General features: G+C 66.8%; 17 protein-coding genes and 1 riboswitch. Of the genes, 15 read left to right on the top strand and 2 right to left on the bottom strand.

The window, feature by feature from the left end:
- Positions 1-28: 28 nt before the first annotated feature.
- The 15 genes from rpe (at position 29) to ACFUCU_RS12305 (ending at position 12,123) form a co-directional block, all read left to right on the top strand.
- On the top strand, positions 29-685 hold the full coding sequence (gene rpe, locus ACFUCU_RS12375; RefSeq protein ID WP_364137674.1) for a ribulose-phosphate 3-epimerase: 657 nt from the start codon (positions 29-31) through the stop codon (positions 683-685).
- A gap of 125 nt (positions 686-810) precedes the next feature.
- A riboswitch (FMN riboswitch) is annotated at positions 811-961 on the top strand.
- A gap of 155 nt (positions 962-1,116) precedes the next feature.
- Positions 1,117-2,259: a bifunctional diaminohydroxyphosphoribosylaminopyrimidine deaminase/5-amino-6-(5-phosphoribosylamino)uracil reductase RibD gene (gene ribD, locus ACFUCU_RS12370; RefSeq protein WP_377972922.1), complete on the top strand. Its 1,143-nt coding sequence runs from the start codon at positions 1,117-1,119 to the stop codon at positions 2,257-2,259.
- Positions 2,259-2,897, top strand: coding sequence for a riboflavin synthase (locus tag ACFUCU_RS12365; RefSeq protein WP_377972920.1), 639 nt, complete (start codon positions 2,259-2,261; stop codon positions 2,895-2,897). The genes ribD and ACFUCU_RS12365 overlap by 1 nt, the downstream gene beginning before the upstream one ends.
- The gene (ribB, locus tag ACFUCU_RS12360; RefSeq protein ID WP_377972919.1) at positions 2,894-3,589 is read left to right on the top strand and encodes a 3,4-dihydroxy-2-butanone-4-phosphate synthase; all 696 of its coding nucleotides are present in this window, start codon (positions 2,894-2,896) and stop codon (positions 3,587-3,589) included. The genes ACFUCU_RS12365 and ribB overlap by 4 nt, the downstream gene beginning before the upstream one ends.
- Before the next feature lie 22 nt (positions 3,590-3,611).
- A complete protein-coding gene (gene ribA, locus ACFUCU_RS12355; protein WP_377972918.1) occupies positions 3,612-4,328 on the top strand; it encodes a GTP cyclohydrolase II in 717 nt (238 codons plus the stop codon).
- 55 nt (positions 4,329-4,383) lie between these two features.
- A complete protein-coding gene (ribH, locus tag ACFUCU_RS12350) occupies positions 4,384-4,866 on the top strand; it encodes a 6,7-dimethyl-8-ribityllumazine synthase (RefSeq protein ID WP_377972917.1) in 483 nt (160 codons plus the stop codon).
- 81 nt (positions 4,867-4,947) lie between these two features.
- Positions 4,948-5,211 carry a phosphoribosyl-ATP diphosphatase gene (locus ACFUCU_RS12345; RefSeq protein ID WP_290258065.1) on the top strand — a complete coding sequence of 88 codons (264 nt, stop codon included), beginning with the start codon at positions 4,948-4,950 and terminating at the stop codon, positions 5,209-5,211.
- Positions 5,212-5,314: 103 nt separating this feature from the next.
- On the top strand, positions 5,315-6,157 hold the full coding sequence (gene hisG, locus ACFUCU_RS12340) for an ATP phosphoribosyltransferase (RefSeq protein WP_290258064.1): 843 nt from the start codon (positions 5,315-5,317) through the stop codon (positions 6,155-6,157).
- A 74-nt stretch (positions 6,158-6,231) separates the two neighbouring features.
- Positions 6,232-7,008: an imidazole glycerol phosphate synthase subunit HisF gene (gene hisF / locus ACFUCU_RS12335; RefSeq protein WP_290258063.1), complete on the top strand. Its 777-nt coding sequence runs from the start codon at positions 6,232-6,234 to the stop codon at positions 7,006-7,008.
- Between the two features lie 943 nt (positions 7,009-7,951).
- Complete coding sequence (locus ACFUCU_RS12330; protein WP_377972915.1) at positions 7,952-8,155, top strand: hypothetical protein; 204 nt, start codon at positions 7,952-7,954, stop codon at positions 8,153-8,155.
- A gap of 739 nt (positions 8,156-8,894) precedes the next feature.
- Entirely contained in the window at positions 8,895-9,275 is a 381-nt protein-coding gene (locus ACFUCU_RS12325) for a hypothetical protein (protein WP_377972913.1), read from the top strand.
- A gap of 68 nt (positions 9,276-9,343) precedes the next feature.
- Positions 9,344-10,261, top strand: coding sequence for an NmrA family NAD(P)-binding protein (locus ACFUCU_RS12320; RefSeq protein ID WP_377972911.1), 918 nt, complete (start codon positions 9,344-9,346; stop codon positions 10,259-10,261).
- A 394-nt stretch (positions 10,262-10,655) separates the two neighbouring features.
- A complete protein-coding gene (locus ACFUCU_RS12315) occupies positions 10,656-11,108 on the top strand; it encodes a VOC family protein (RefSeq protein WP_377972910.1) in 453 nt (150 codons plus the stop codon).
- A 278-nt stretch (positions 11,109-11,386) separates the two neighbouring features.
- A complete protein-coding gene (locus tag ACFUCU_RS12310; protein WP_377972909.1) occupies positions 11,387-11,806 on the top strand; it encodes a hypothetical protein in 420 nt (139 codons plus the stop codon).
- A gap of 14 nt (positions 11,807-11,820) precedes the next feature.
- A complete protein-coding gene (locus ACFUCU_RS12305) occupies positions 11,821-12,123 on the top strand; it encodes a hypothetical protein (protein ID WP_377972907.1) in 303 nt (100 codons plus the stop codon).
- Between the two features lie 108 nt (positions 12,124-12,231).
- On the opposite strand, the gene ACFUCU_RS12300 is transcribed toward ACFUCU_RS12305, so the two are convergent.
- Complete coding sequence (locus ACFUCU_RS12300) at positions 12,232-12,615, bottom strand: hypothetical protein (RefSeq protein WP_377972906.1); 384 nt, start codon at positions 12,613-12,615, stop codon at positions 12,232-12,234.
- A gap of 120 nt (positions 12,616-12,735) precedes the next feature.
- Complete coding sequence (locus tag ACFUCU_RS12295) at positions 12,736-13,380, bottom strand: TIGR03085 family metal-binding protein (protein WP_290258047.1); 645 nt, start codon at positions 13,378-13,380, stop codon at positions 12,736-12,738.
- Between the last annotated feature and the right edge of the window lie 83 nt (positions 13,381-13,463).

Here is a 13,463-nt window from a genome sequence, read left to right as displayed (position 1 = left end):
CACACCGGCACCACAGCAAAGGACTTCCATGTCGCACACCTGCATCAACCCCAGCATCCTCTCGGCCGACTTCGCGAACCTGCAGACCGAGCTGGCGAAGATCCGGACCGCGGATGCGGTGCATGTGGACGTGATGGACAACCACTTCGTGCCCAATCTCTCCTTGGGCCTGCCGGTGGTGCAGCGGCTGCAGGAGATCAGCCCGATCCCGCTGGATGCCCACCTGATGATCGAGCACGCGGACCGCTGGGCACCGGCCTATGCCGACGCCGGCGTCGCCTCCGTGACCTTCCACGCCGAGGCGTCCATCGCTCCGGTGAAGCTGGCGCGCGAATTGCGGGCCAGGGGAGCAAAGGCCGGGCTGGCGCTGCGCCCGGGCAGCGGCGTCGAGCCGTTCTTCGACATGCTCGGCGAACTGGACATGATCCTGATCATGACGGTGGAGCCCGGCTTCGGCGGCCAGGAGTTCCTGGAACTGACCCTGCCCAAGATCCGCCGGGCCCGCGCGGCCATCGACGCGTCCGGCCTGGACGTGCTGCTGCAGGTCGACGGGGGCATCACCGAGGACACCATCTGGCGGGCCGCCGAGGCGGGGGCGGATGTCTTCGTCGCCGGTTCCGCGGTCTATGGGGCCGACGATCCGGCTGAGGCGATCGAGCGGCTCCGCGAGGCCGGAAAGCGCTAACACCGGACCGAGCGTCTGGACGACGCTGCGGCTTCTGGACGACCCCGCGCCTGTTGCGTCCGGTGACGGCCGCGGGCCCGGAATACCCGGCCGCCGGGCGCGGTTGTGTCAGAATAGCTACACACATACGTGCTCCGGGGTCGGTGTAAGTCCGAACCGGCGGTGACAGTCCGCGACCCGCGAGCCGGCGCCTTCCCACAGGAGGGCAACGGCGGACGGTTGAACCGGTGGAATTCCGGTACCGACAGTTAAAGTCTGGATGAGAGAAGCACGTACAGCTGTTACTGCGGCGCCCTTTCGCGCCGCGGCACTGTGCTGTCGTATACCCCCGGAGCCATCGCGGTTCAGAGGAAAGGTATAGACAGACACATGAACCCCCTGCGATGGCTCTTCAACCGCACCGCGGTCCTCCGGGACCGGGCGGGCGGCCGATGAGCGTTCACCACACCACACCTGATTTCAGCGCAGCCGAATCGGCGGCGATGGACGCCGCCCTCGCCGCCGCCGCCCTCGGTCCCCGCGGCGCAAATCCGCTGGTGGGAGCCGTCATCATCGCCCCCGACGGGTCCCCGCTGGTCACCGGCTACCACCGCGGCGCCGGCACCCCGCACGCCGAGGCCGACGCGATCGAGCAGGCGAAGCAGGCCGGGTTCGACCTCACCGGCACCACCATGGTGGTCACCCTCGAACCCTGCAACCACGTGGGCCGCACCGGCCCCTGCGCCCGGGCCATCATCGACGCCGGCATCGCCAACGTCGTCTACGCCGTGGACGACCCGCATGATCCCGCCGCCGGGGGAGCGGCCACGCTGCGCGCCGCCGGCGTCACCGTCCGTTCCGGCCTTGCCGAAAAGACGTCACTGGAGCTCAACCGGCGGTGGTTCGACGCCGTCGCCGTCCAACGACCGTTCGTCACCCTGCACATCGCCCAGACCCTCGACAGCAGGATCGCCGCCGCGGACGGCACCAGCCAGTGGATCTCCAGCCCCGAGTCGCTTCAGGACAACCACGCCCTGCGCGGCCGGATCGACGCCATCCTGGTGGGCACGCAGACCGTCCTGGTGGACAACCCGCGGCTGACGGCCCGCACCCCCGACGGCCGGAACGCGGACGAGCAGCCGTTGCGCGCCGTGATGGGACTGCGGGGAATCCCGGAGGACGCCGCCGTGCACGGCGACGACGGCAAGGTGCTGCACCTGCCCACCCGCGAGCCGGCCGAGGCGCTGGACCAGCTGTTCGACGCCGGCGTCCGGCACCTGATGGTGGAAGGCGGCTCCAGGATCCTCAGCGCGTTCCTCGCCGCCGGCCTGGTGGACGAGTTGATCCTCTACCTCGCGCCCACCCTGCTCGGCTCCGGCACGGCCGCCCTCGATGACCTCGGCATCGGCACCCTCGCAGACGCCCAGCGCTGGGACTGGGACGAGGCCACCGGCGGCTCCGTGCGACGGCTCGGCCGCGACCTGCGGCTCCACCTGCGGCCCCGCACCGGCAACGCCGCCAAAGAAACAGGCACCCCTTCTTCATCTGAGACCACCCCGCGCCATGCCGCGGTCACCGCCCCAGGAGGCAACTGATGTTCACCGGAATAATCGCCGAACAAGGAAAGGTACTCTCGGTCGCCCGCGACGGGGACACCAGCGCCACCCTCCGGCTGCACGCACCCACCAGCACCGAGGGCCTGGCCCACGGCGGCTCCATCGCCGTCAACGGCGTCTGCCTGACCGCCACGGACATCGACGGGACCGACTTCAGTGTCGATGTCATGGGCGAGACCCTGGTCCGGAGCACCATCGGCAGCCTTGCCGCGGGGGACCGGGTCAACCTGGAACGCTGCCTCCCGGCCGGGGGCCGGCTCGACGGGCACGTCGTGCAGGGCCACGTCGACGGCGTCGGACAGCTCCTGGAGCGCGAGGCGCTGGGCAACTGGGACCGGCTGCGCTTCGGTGTGCCCGCGCCGCTGGCCCGCTACATCGCCGAGAAGGGCTCCATCGCCGTCGACGGCGTCTCCCTCACCGTCACCGCAGTCAGCCCCGCTCCGGCGTCCGAGCCATGGTTCGAGGTGGGCCTGATCCCCACCACGCTGGCCGAAACCGGGCTCGGTGCCAAGGAGATCGGCGCGCCCGTGAACCTGGAGGTGGACGTGCTGGCCAAGTACACCGAACGGCTCCTGGCCTTGGCCCCCACCCGCACCGCCGGAGAGGACGCATCATGAGCACGCTGCAGAACCGCCGAGAGGACGCCGTCCGCGCCGCCGGCGCGGGCGCCCCGGTGCTGGACCCCATCGAGGACGCCGTCCGCGCCATGGCGGAGGGCCGGCCGGTGCTGGTGGTCGACAATGAAGACCGCGAAAACGAGGGCGACATCATCTTCGCCGCCGCGCACGCCACCCCGGCGCTGATGGGCTGGACCATCCGGCACAGCTCCGGCGTGATCTGCGTGCCGCTGGAGGACGACCGCGCCGACGCCCTGGCACTGCCCCCGATGGTCACCATCAACGAGGATGCCAAGGGCACCGCTTACACCGTCTCCTGCGATGCTGCGATCGGCGTCAGCACCGGAATTTCCGCCACGGATCGGGCCCTCACGGCCCGGATTCTGGCCGATCCCACCAGCGAACCCAGCTCCTTGACCCGGCCCGGGCATGTTTTCCCGCTCCGCGCCGTTAAGGGGGGTGTGCGGGAGAGGCCCGGCCACACCGAAGCAGCCGTGGAGCTGTGCCGGCTGGCCGGCGTCGAACCCGTCGGTGTGATCGCAGAAGTAGTGCACGACGACGGAGAGATGATGCGGCTGGACGGACTTCGCAGCTTCGCGCTGGAGCACGGCTGCCCGCTGATCTCGATCGCCGACCTGGTGGCGTACCTTGAGGCCGGGAACACCGGTAGCCACGCGGCGGCCTCCGCCTAGGACCTTGGACAGAGGAGAAACAATGACGACTTCCCCAGCGCAGCCGGCCACCCCGGCGCAGCAGCCGCATCCGGTCAGCGGCGGCCCGATCGTGCAGCTTCCCACCGCCTTCGGCGAATTCGTGGCCCAGGCCTGGACGGACCTGGAAACCGGTGCCGAGCACCTGGCGGTCAGCTCGCCGCTGCCCGCCACCGATGGCAAGGCGCCGCTGGTCCGGCTGCACTCGGAGTGCCTCACCGGCGACGTGTTCGGCTCCTACCGTTGCGACTGCGGCGAGCAGCTGGCCTACGCCCTGGAACTGATCCACGAGCACGGCGGAACCCTGCTCTACCTGCGCGGCCAGGAAGGCCGCGGCATCGGCCTCGCGAACAAGATCCGGGCCTACGCGCTGCAGGAAGCCGGCTTCGACACGGTCGAGGCCAACGAGCAGCTGGGCCTGCCGGTGGACGCCCGCTCCTACCAGGCCGCGGCCCAGATCCTGGCGGAGATGGGCCTGAACGAGGTCCGGCTCCTCAGCAACAACCCGGACAAGCAGGACCGGCTGGCCCAGGCCGGCGTGCACGTGGTCGAAATGGTCCCCACCGAGGTGCCCTCCCGCGAACAGAACCTCCGCTACCTGCAGACCAAGAAGGACCGGATGGACCACCGCCTGGTCCTGGACATGCAGCCGGCCGCGCTGGACCCGGGAGCTGGTGCCGGGTCCGGAGCCGGCGTCGAATCCGGCGTCCAGGCCGGCTAGGCCGCACCGCCTCCCACCCACTTTCTCCCCACAGAACCAAGAGCAAGGACACCCTATGAGCGGCCACGGCGCCCCCACGATCGACCTGACCACCCAGTCCGCGGAAGCCAGCAGCCTCAAGGTGGCCATCGTTGCCGCCAGCTGGCACACCGCCATCATGGACGGCCTGCTCGACGGAGCCCTCCGCGCGGCCAAGGACGCCGGCATTGACGAGCCCACCGTCCTGCGCGTGCCGGGCACCTTCGAACTGCCCGTCGCCGCCGCCCGGCTGGCGGCGCACTTCGACGCCGTCGTCGCCCTCGGCGTCGTCATCCGCGGCGGCACCCCGCACTTCGAATACGTCTGTGAGGCGGCCACCATGGGCCTGACCGAGGTCAGCGTCCGCACCGGCACCCCGGTGGGCTTCGGCGTCCTGACCTGCGACACGGAGCAGCAGGGCATCGACCGGGCGGGCCTGCCCGGCTCGAACGAGGACAAGGGACACGAGGCGTTCACCGCCGCCGTCGCCTCCGCCGTCACGCTCAAGCAGTACCGCTAGGCTGTGGAATCCCTCACATCAGGGGAGTCATCCGGAGGCCCGGCAGGCGGGGCCACGCCCCGAGCAAGTAGGCTGGAGGGTGTGAAGAATTTCGAGTCGCTGTTCGCAGAACTGAGTGAGAAGGCCGCCAGCCGTCCGGCAGGCTCCCGCACCGTCGCCGAACTTGAGTCCGGCGTCCACGGCATCGGCAAGAAGGTCGTGGAGGAAGCCGCCGAAGTGTGGATGGCTGCCGAGTACGAATCCGACGAGGCCGCAGCCGAGGAAATCTCCCAGCTGCTGTACCACCTGCAGGTCCTGATGCTCGCCAAGGGACTGACCCTGGAAGACGTCTACAAGCATCTCTAGCCACGCGGTTCCGCGTCCCTGGCTCACGCCGGCGGACGCGGAGTGGTCCGTGGCCCGCAGTGCCTGTTACCCCATGACGATCCACCCAGAAAGAAACCTCCCCATGCTGAGAGTTGCCGTCCCGAACAAGGGATCCCTGTCCGAAGCCGCCTCGGCCATGCTCGCCGAGGCCGGCTACCGCCAGCGCCGCGACAGCCGCGAACTGGTCATGGTCGACCCGGACAACGACATCGAGTTCTTCTTCCTCCGCCCGCGCGACATCGCCGTCTATGTCGGGCAGGGAACGCTCGACGTCGGCATCACCGGCCGCGACCTGCTCCTCGACGCCGAGGTCGACGCCGAGGAACTGCTGCCGCTCGGCTTCGCCGCCTCCACGTTCCGCTTTGCCGGCCCGGTGGGCGACTTCAGCTCCATCGACCAGCTCGAGGGCAAGCGCCTGGCCACCAGCTACGACGGACTGCTCCGCGGCTACCTGGCCGAGCGCGGCATCAACGCCAAGGTGGTCCGCCTGGACGGTGCGGTTGAATCCTCGGTCCGCCTGGGTGTGGCCGACGCGATCGCCGACGTGGTCGAGACCGGAACCACGCTCAAGGCCGCCGGAATGGAGATCTTCGGCGAACCGATCCTGAAGTCCGAATCGGTGCTGATCGGCCGCAAGGGCGAGCAGAACCCCGCCGTCGAGATCCTCATCCGCCGTCTCCAGGGCGTGCTGGTGGCCCGCCAGTATGTGCTGATGGACTACGACATCCGCAATGAGCTCGTGGAGCAGGCCGCCGCGCTGACCCCGGGCCTGGAGTCGCCCACGGTGTCTCCGCTGCGCGACTCCGACTGGGTTGCCGTGCGCTCGATGGTGCCGAAGAAGGACACCAACCGGATCATGGACGAACTCTACGACCTGGGCGCGCGCGCCATCCTGGTCAGCAGCATCCACGCCTGCCGGATCTAAGCCAGCCGGTCTTAGGTCAGCCAGTCTTAAGTCAGCCAAGGCCCCGAAGAAGCACGTCAACAGCAGGAGCAGTCATGTCAGTAGCCGTCCGCGTCATCCCGTGTTTGGACGTCGACGCCGGCCGCGTGGTCAAGGGCATCAACTTCGAGGGCCTGCGCGACGCCGGTGACCCGGTGGAACTGGCCCACCGTTACGACAACGGCGGCGCGGACGAGCTGACCTTCCTCGACGTTACGGCCTCCTCGGGCAACCGGGAGACCACGTTCGACGTCGTCCGGCGCACCGCAGAGGAAGTCTTTATCCCGCTCACCGTGGGCGGCGGAGTCCGCGGGGTGGCCGAGGTGGACAAGCTGTTGCGCTATGGTGCAGACAAGGCGGCGATCAACACCGCCGCCGTGGCCCGGCCGGACGTGATCGACGAGATCACCCGGCACTTCGGTTCGCAGGTGCTGGTGCTCTCCGTGGATGCCCGCCGCACCCGGCCCGGGTCCAAGCCCACGCCCTCCGGCTTCGAGGTCACCACCCACGGCGGCCGTCAGGGCACCGGCATCGACGCGCTCGAATGGGCGCGGGAGGCCGCGGACCGGGGAGTGGGTGAGATCCTGCTCAACTCGATCGACGCCGACGGCACCAAGGACGGCTTCGACCTGGAACTGATCCGGCTGGCCCGAGCCGCCGTGAAGGTCCCGCTGATCGCCTCCGGCGGCGCCGGCCGGCCCGAGCACTTCCCGCCGGCAGTGGCCGCCGGGGCCGACGCCGTCCTGGCCGCCTCCGTCTTCCACTTCGGCCCGGTGGACATGATCGCCCAGGTCAAAACCGCCATCCGCGACGCTGGGTTCGAGGTCCGATAACGGCCCGCAGGGTCCCGGCCGGCCCTGAACCGCCCGAAGTGGTTTCGGGTCCCGCGATTCTCTTGGCGGCGAGTTGAGCCGGTGCTGGTCCCGGGCGTGCCTGGGGTCGCTGTTGGTGTCTCCTAACTAACGTTGGGTGCATCTCTTTTCCGAAAAGCTTTCGAGACGTCGTTATGAGAACGTTGGCCGAAGAGAATTGCCGCCTTCCCGGCTGGCCGACCGAGCGCGGGTGAGAGGTCTCGTATGTCATGGGTTTCGAGACTGATATGTGTGTAGCGTATAGGGCACCTTCACCGGGCAATTTTGCGGGCGGGGTATACGGGACACCCTGGGCCGGGACCCCGCAACGCCGCAGGTCAGGGGTGGGTTGTCGCAGTAGGGGACCGGCTTACGGGACAGTTAGCGGGCGGGCCCCTTACGGGACAGCGACGGTCGTATCGACTGGGGTGCGCACTCTTCACGATAGGCGCGGGCACTAATATGCTTTGGCCATGTCGCAAGGCGAAGCCCGCAAAAGACTCGAGCCCAAAATGACTCGGGGTGGCTTTAGGTTCATGATCACGATGGCGGCTATCGTCGCCGCCCTCCAGCTAGTCGTTCTGGCCACGCGCCTATCCCTGCCCTGGGAAAACGGAAACTACTTGTTCATCGCGGTATTCCTGGCTTCAGTCGGCTTCGTAGCAAGACTTGCTTATGTCCGACAACATGACTCAGTTTTATGGGAAGAGGAGGAATCCGAACGGGAGCGGTGGAATCAGAGGGGACGTCAGCTCTGAGAGCGACTCCGCTGCAGGTGGTGCCGGTGATGGATCGGCAAGCGGACGGTCTCCTGGAACATGGAGTCTGTAGCACAGAGGGGGACCAATGGGACGGTCAGGCTCCGGCTCGGATCAACCTGCTAAATCATCTTGGGCGGTAGCGAATGGGTGAAGGCTTAGTTTTCGTGCTGGTGGCCGCTGTTTGGTTCGTCTTCCGCAAGCGGATAGCGGCATATCAGGTGTACCTGATTACGGAGAAGTTCAAAGTCCTTCCCGTTAGGGACGCAGCCGAGCAGGTGCGAGGCATGGAGCTGCTGGGCATGCTGTTTTGTGTGCTGCTCTTTGTTGCCGGTGTGTTGTTGATGGTTCTCCGCACGATGCTCAGGTAGACCCACAAGGGCGTCCGGTGAAGGATCACCTACCGCGACAAGGGTAGCTTTGCCGGCAGGAACGCCGTGGCTACCGTTTCGGCTTTAGTCATGTGTCTTGGATGTCCCTCGCGGACTCGGCGAAGACGTTTCTCGAATTCCGCGCGAGGCGATTCTTCGGGGAATTAGGACGCCAAGCGTCAGGCCCAATGGCATCGCGATACCTACCGTACACACCGCGAAAAATGCAACGGTGGGCCAGAAGGTGTGTCCCCAACTCGCCACTACGACCCAAGCCGTCACAGTAAGAAGTGCTGTCCATAGGGCTGATGACAAGATCTCTTTTGTTTTGCGCCCATTCATGGATCGATTTTGGCTGCTCACGCCCTGATGCTACCGGCGGAAACACGGGCAGGAGCCCGTTTGTCTGAATTTATCTAAGGCCCACCTTGAGAGCCGGACCGATTTTTTGGGCGAAGTGCCCGTTCAAGGATCCCCTAACGGACACCCGAACCGGTCGCCGCATCGGGATTTGTGCCTCATAACCTGATTGTCTCGAGTCCCGAGCGATTCGAGGCACGTAGGGTATGAGAAGTCTCCACCAACGACTCGATGGCCATCAGGAGAACGCTTGCGTGGACTCCCTTGGAGTCCAGATAGGTCGGGGTACGAGGGCGAGCCGCCCCCCGAAATTTAGACACGGCCGAGCAAAGGAGCGGAGGGGTCAGGGCGACTCGTCACGGACGCTAGTCTTCAGCCTATGACGCTGACGATAACCTTGACCTACTGCGTACTGCTCGGCCTCCTCGCAGTATTTCAGGTGCTGCTCATTGTCGGGCTTCCGCTGGGCCGCTTCGCCTGGGGCGGCCAGAACGAAGTCCTCCCGGCGCGCCTCCGATTGGGAAGCGCCCTGTCGGTTCTTATTTACGCCGTCTTTGCAGCCGTAGCCCTCGACAGGTCCGGGTTGATTTCCCTCCTGCCCGCGCCAGCTGATGTGGTGGCAATGTGGGGTGTTGCGGCCTACCTACTCCTGAGTGTCCTGCCCAACCTTGCATCAAAGAGCCGGGACGAACGCAGGCTCATGGCCCCGACATCCTTGGTGCTGGCCGGTCTGGCCATCGCCATTGCCTTGGGGTGGTAGCCGTGACCCCGCGACGTGACTCCAAGCAGTGACCAGCACACCACCCAAGCAGAGAAGAGCACCCCATCATGACCACTGTCCTCGTTGCCGGAGCCACCGGTGATCTCGGCCATCGGATCGTCCGCGAGTTGCTCGCCGCCGACGCCGATGTCCTTGTTCGTGTTTTGACCCGCCCAGGCGGCGGCGCCGCACAGGCGCAATACGGCGGGCGTGACCGCGTTGAGGTTCGCGTAGCGGCCTATTCGGACCACGTCGGCCTCGTCGACGCCCTCCGCGGCGCCGACGTCGTCGTGTCTGCCGTCAGTGGCGCGCGCTCCGTCATCGTCGACGCCCAGGAGGCGCTGCTGGCGGCGGCCGTCGAGGCCGGTGTGGCACGCTTCATCCCGTCCGACTACTCGGCTGATTATCGCCGGGTTACCCCTGGCAGCAACCGCAACTTCGAGCTGCGCCGGGAGTTCGCCGCCGCCGTCGATTCCACTCCGCTCCGCGCCACGTCCGTGCTCAACGGGGCCTTCGCTGACATGCTGACCGGTCAGGCTCCGATGATCCTGTTCAGGAGGCACAGGGTGCTCTACTGGTCCTCACCGGACCAGCTGCTCGACTTCACGACTAAAGACGACGTCGCCCGCACCGTCGCTCGCGTGGCACTGGACGACGCCGCTCCACGCGTCGTCGAGGTGGCAGGGGACAGGGTGACAGCCCGGGATATCGCGCGGATTATGTCCGAGCTCACCGGCGCCGCGTTCAGTACCCAGTGGGCCGGCACCACGGGATTGCTGTCCGGCATGGCCCGGATCGGGCGTCGCATATCGAGGGACGAGGACGCGACGTTCCCTGCCTGGCAGGGTATGCAGTATTTCGTGAGCATGTTCAGTGGCGAGGGCCATCTGCGTCACGTGAACAATGACCGCTACGGGCCGCAGGCGTGGACCAGCGTCCGTGACGTTCTTGAGGCGCACGTGAAGGACGGTGCGGTAAGGGGCTGAGGTCGTCGAAATCTACGCCGCGGGCGGGTCTGACCGACTACAGCCGATGCATATCCTCGGCGTCCGAAAAGTCCTAGTGGGAGGCTGCCGCCCGGAATTATCGGCGGTGGCCCGTATTATCCAGGCCGACAAAATGTGAATGGCCCAGGGTCTGGCCGCGGTGAAAGTCGCGAAGCGCCCGTTCCGAATCCGGGTCCGATCCCGCAGGCGGCCGTAGCGACTTTCTTGAGACATCGCGCCAAATAGACGCAACGATGATGACCAGAGCGGCAATGCCTAAAAGAATCCATTCCATGACTTCCCCCTAGGTCATCACTCTAGCTTGGGGCCTGCGGGCCGCCTTGAATCTGGGCTTTCCCACATGCGCAGTACGTCGGTCGGTAGCATGCGAAGGATGACGATCAAACTGGAAAACGTCGGGATTGCCGTCCGCGACATCGAGGCGGCGATCGCCTTCTTTGTTGACCTGGGCTTCGAACTTGTCGGCCGGGACACAATCGCGGGGGAGTGGGCGGACACCGCCGTCGGCCTCGACGGTAACCACGCCAAAATCGCCGTCCTGACGACGCCGGACGGGCACGGTCAGATCGAGCTCTTCGAATACCTCCACCCCGACGCCATCGAGACTGACCCCACCCTGCCCAACGAGATTGGCATGCACAGGGTGGCGTTCTCCGTGGACGACATCGACGCGGCGCTGGACATAGCGTCCCGGCACGGCTGCTATCCACTTCGCGGGGTGGCAACATACCGGGACATCTACAAGCTCACCTACCTCCGCGGTCCGAGCGGCATCCTGGTCATGGTGGCTGAGGACCTGACGAAGAACAGAGGGCCGGCTGAGTAGCCCTCTACTTGCGTCGGGCGGCCAAAAAACAAGTAGTGCACTCTCTGTTGCCTCGCCGTCGCGTTGGATAGTTTGGGCGCCATCGCGCCAGCGAGCGGCGCGCGAGGGGGACGCGCTGCACCTGCCGTTGAGTCTGCGGGGCCCGGACCCGCGTGCTGCTTACCTGCGATGAGCTAGACGCCGCACGGTCCGGGTCCTATGGGGCACCGCATCCGGGTGGTGCCGGAGCGCGCCGCCCGGATCGGGAGGCGGACCAGTGATCCGAGAAGGGACGCCTCATGCAGCGAACATCCACCACGGCGGCGGTCATCACGGCCGCCTTGCTTTCCCTCACCGGCTGCGGGACGGGATCCGGCACCGGTCCAGATACCGCGACGGCGGATGCCACGCCGGTGGCGGCCCAGCCATCCTCGTCCACACCGACCCCCGTGAAGACCTTCAGCAACGCGGACCTCAGCGGCTTGCTCTCCACGCTCAGGGATGACCAGGGCCAGCCCCTGACCGTCGTTCCGGCCGCGCAGATCGATCAAGGCATTCTCAGGGTCAAAGAGTTGCTCAAGACCGCAGTGGTGAGCCCCGAAACCTGCAAACCTCTCGTCGACAGCAACGCCAACGTCCCGGACGGCAGTACCTACGCCGGAGGCACGTCCATCTCCGCGGCCGACAAAACGACGATCGCGGTGACGGTCATGCACTGAAGGACGCCAAAACCATGACCCAACAGCTTGCTGCCTCACAGGCTGCGGCCGCTCCGTGCAAGTCGTTCACCATCGAGGTGGGAGGCCAGAAGATAACCACCGAGACCGCGCCCGTTGACGCCAAGTCCGACGGCGACGCGTCCTTCGCGGCGCTCACCACCCAGCACCTTGCCACCGGCCAAGCCCAAACCGCATTGACCGTCACCGGCGTCAAAGGCAATCTCGCCGTCACTGCGGTGAAGGCGGGGCCGGCGGTGACTCAAGCGGCGTCGGCCGAGCTCATCAAGCTGATCAACACGGTCCTCGCCCACGACTGATGCGATCGTCGGTCCAGGGTCCCGCAGCGGACCCTGGACCAGTGACCGCGCCACCCTGGAGGAGGACACGCCAGCGGCCGTTGAAGGAGCCCACGCCGTGTCCCGGTCTCAGCTCGGGGAAATCACGATGTTCTTGTGGATGGGCTTCCACCCGGAGGCAAGGAGCCTGTTGACGTCGACAACTTCACGGATTCCCTTGCCGCTCACGTGGACGATCTCCCGGTCGTCCCGCAGGTCTGCACAGCCGGCTATCCATGAGGAGGCGCTGGAGCCCTCCGGCACGGCGGCGACGCAGGCCCGTTTGCCGTCGGCGCTCTTGGCCCCGAAGTACCTGACGGCGTTGTCCTCGGCCAGGAATCTCACGCTGCCCGCGGGGATCTCATTCTCGGGCTGAAGGGTGACGCCGGCGGGAAGCCGGTCTTGCTCCGTGGCCGCGCGGTTCAGTGCGTCGATTGTTGGAGATGAGGAGCAGCCGTTCAGCAGGATTGTCACTGCGAGTGCCACCGCAGGGATGTGGAGTTGCATAGCGCTGCCCCCTCAGGCTCGGTTTCCAGTGAGCCTACAGGTGGGCAAGGGAAATCCGCCGCGCATTCGCAGCGGACGTGCCGAAAACTAGAGCCCGACCTCGGCGGACTGCAGGAGGGCGACGGCGTCGGGCTGGCCCTCGAAGGTGACCAGCGCGTGCCGGGTCCGGCCGTGGGCGTGCATCAGCAGTTCGCCGGGCTCACCGACGATCGCCACGGAGACGGGGGCGCGTTTGGCGACGTGCCGGGGCCCGGAGGGGCTGACCAGCACGATGCCCAGATCAACGCCGCGGTAGAGGATGGCGGCGCGCTTGATCAGGTCATCCCACAGCGCATCCGAATAGCCCTCGTCCAGCGCCCGCGGAGCCCAGCGGTCCACGGCCCGGCGCACGTCTTCGGTGTGGACGAAATATTCAGTCAGGTTGGAGCTCTCGTCCAGCGCCTTGATCCGCATGGGGGACAGGGCGGGCGGCCCGGCGCGGAAGGTGTTGACCAGCTTCGCGTACGCCTCGGGGCTCTTCAGGGTCTCCGCGAGTTCCGCCGTCGCCTCATCCGAGGTCTTCCTCAGGCTCTTGATGAGCAGGCCCAGTCCCACGCGCGCCTTGCGCTCACGCAGGTACAAGTGCGCGGCAAGATCACGCGTCTGCCAGCCCTTGCAGAGCGTGGGGGAGTCGGGGCCGGCCGCAAGCAGGGTTTCGGCCAGGACTTCTCGGGACGGGTCGACGAAATGCATCACTTGTGAAACTAGCACGAGACGCCCTTCCCTGCGCACAGGAAACGGCGGTCATTTCGCAACCCGTGGCCGTAACCCGTGGT

It is taken from the genome of Arthrobacter sp. NPDC057259, from assembly GCF_042668995.1.
Taxonomy (GTDB): domain Bacteria; phylum Actinomycetota; class Actinomycetes; order Actinomycetales; family Micrococcaceae; genus Arthrobacter.
This window is presented reverse-complemented; position numbering and strand designations above follow the sequence as displayed.

Excerpts from the sequence above, each read along its gene's own strand:
- rpe (WP_364137674.1), top strand. The coding sequence starts at position 29 with ATGTCGCACACCTGCATCAACCCCAGCATCCTCTCGGCCGACTTCGCG.
- ribD (WP_377972922.1), top strand. The coding sequence starts at position 1,117 with ATGAGCGTTCACCACACCACACCTGATTTCAGCGCAGCCGAATCGGCG.
- ACFUCU_RS12365 (WP_377972920.1), top strand. The coding sequence starts at position 2,259 with ATGTTCACCGGAATAATCGCCGAACAAGGAAAGGTACTCTCGGTCGCC.
- ribB (WP_377972919.1), top strand. The coding sequence starts at position 2,894 with ATGAGCACGCTGCAGAACCGCCGAGAGGACGCCGTCCGCGCCGCCGGC.
- ribA (WP_377972918.1), top strand. The coding sequence starts at position 3,612 with ATGACGACTTCCCCAGCGCAGCCGGCCACCCCGGCGCAGCAGCCGCAT.
- ribH (WP_377972917.1), top strand. The coding sequence starts at position 4,384 with ATGAGCGGCCACGGCGCCCCCACGATCGACCTGACCACCCAGTCCGCG.
- hisG (WP_290258064.1), top strand. The coding sequence starts at position 5,315 with ATGCTGAGAGTTGCCGTCCCGAACAAGGGATCCCTGTCCGAAGCCGCC.
- hisF (WP_290258063.1), top strand. The coding sequence starts at position 6,232 with ATGTCAGTAGCCGTCCGCGTCATCCCGTGTTTGGACGTCGACGCCGGC.
- ACFUCU_RS12325 (WP_377972913.1), top strand. The coding sequence starts at position 8,895 with ATGACGCTGACGATAACCTTGACCTACTGCGTACTGCTCGGCCTCCTC.
- ACFUCU_RS12320 (WP_377972911.1), top strand. The coding sequence starts at position 9,344 with ATGACCACTGTCCTCGTTGCCGGAGCCACCGGTGATCTCGGCCATCGG.
- ACFUCU_RS12315 (WP_377972910.1), top strand. The coding sequence starts at position 10,656 with ATGACGATCAAACTGGAAAACGTCGGGATTGCCGTCCGCGACATCGAG.
- ACFUCU_RS12310 (WP_377972909.1), top strand. The coding sequence starts at position 11,387 with ATGCAGCGAACATCCACCACGGCGGCGGTCATCACGGCCGCCTTGCTT.
- ACFUCU_RS12305 (WP_377972907.1), top strand. The coding sequence starts at position 11,821 with ATGACCCAACAGCTTGCTGCCTCACAGGCTGCGGCCGCTCCGTGCAAG.
- ACFUCU_RS12295 (WP_290258047.1), bottom strand. The coding sequence starts at position 13,380 with ATGCATTTCGTCGACCCGTCCCGAGAAGTCCTGGCCGAAACCCTGCTT.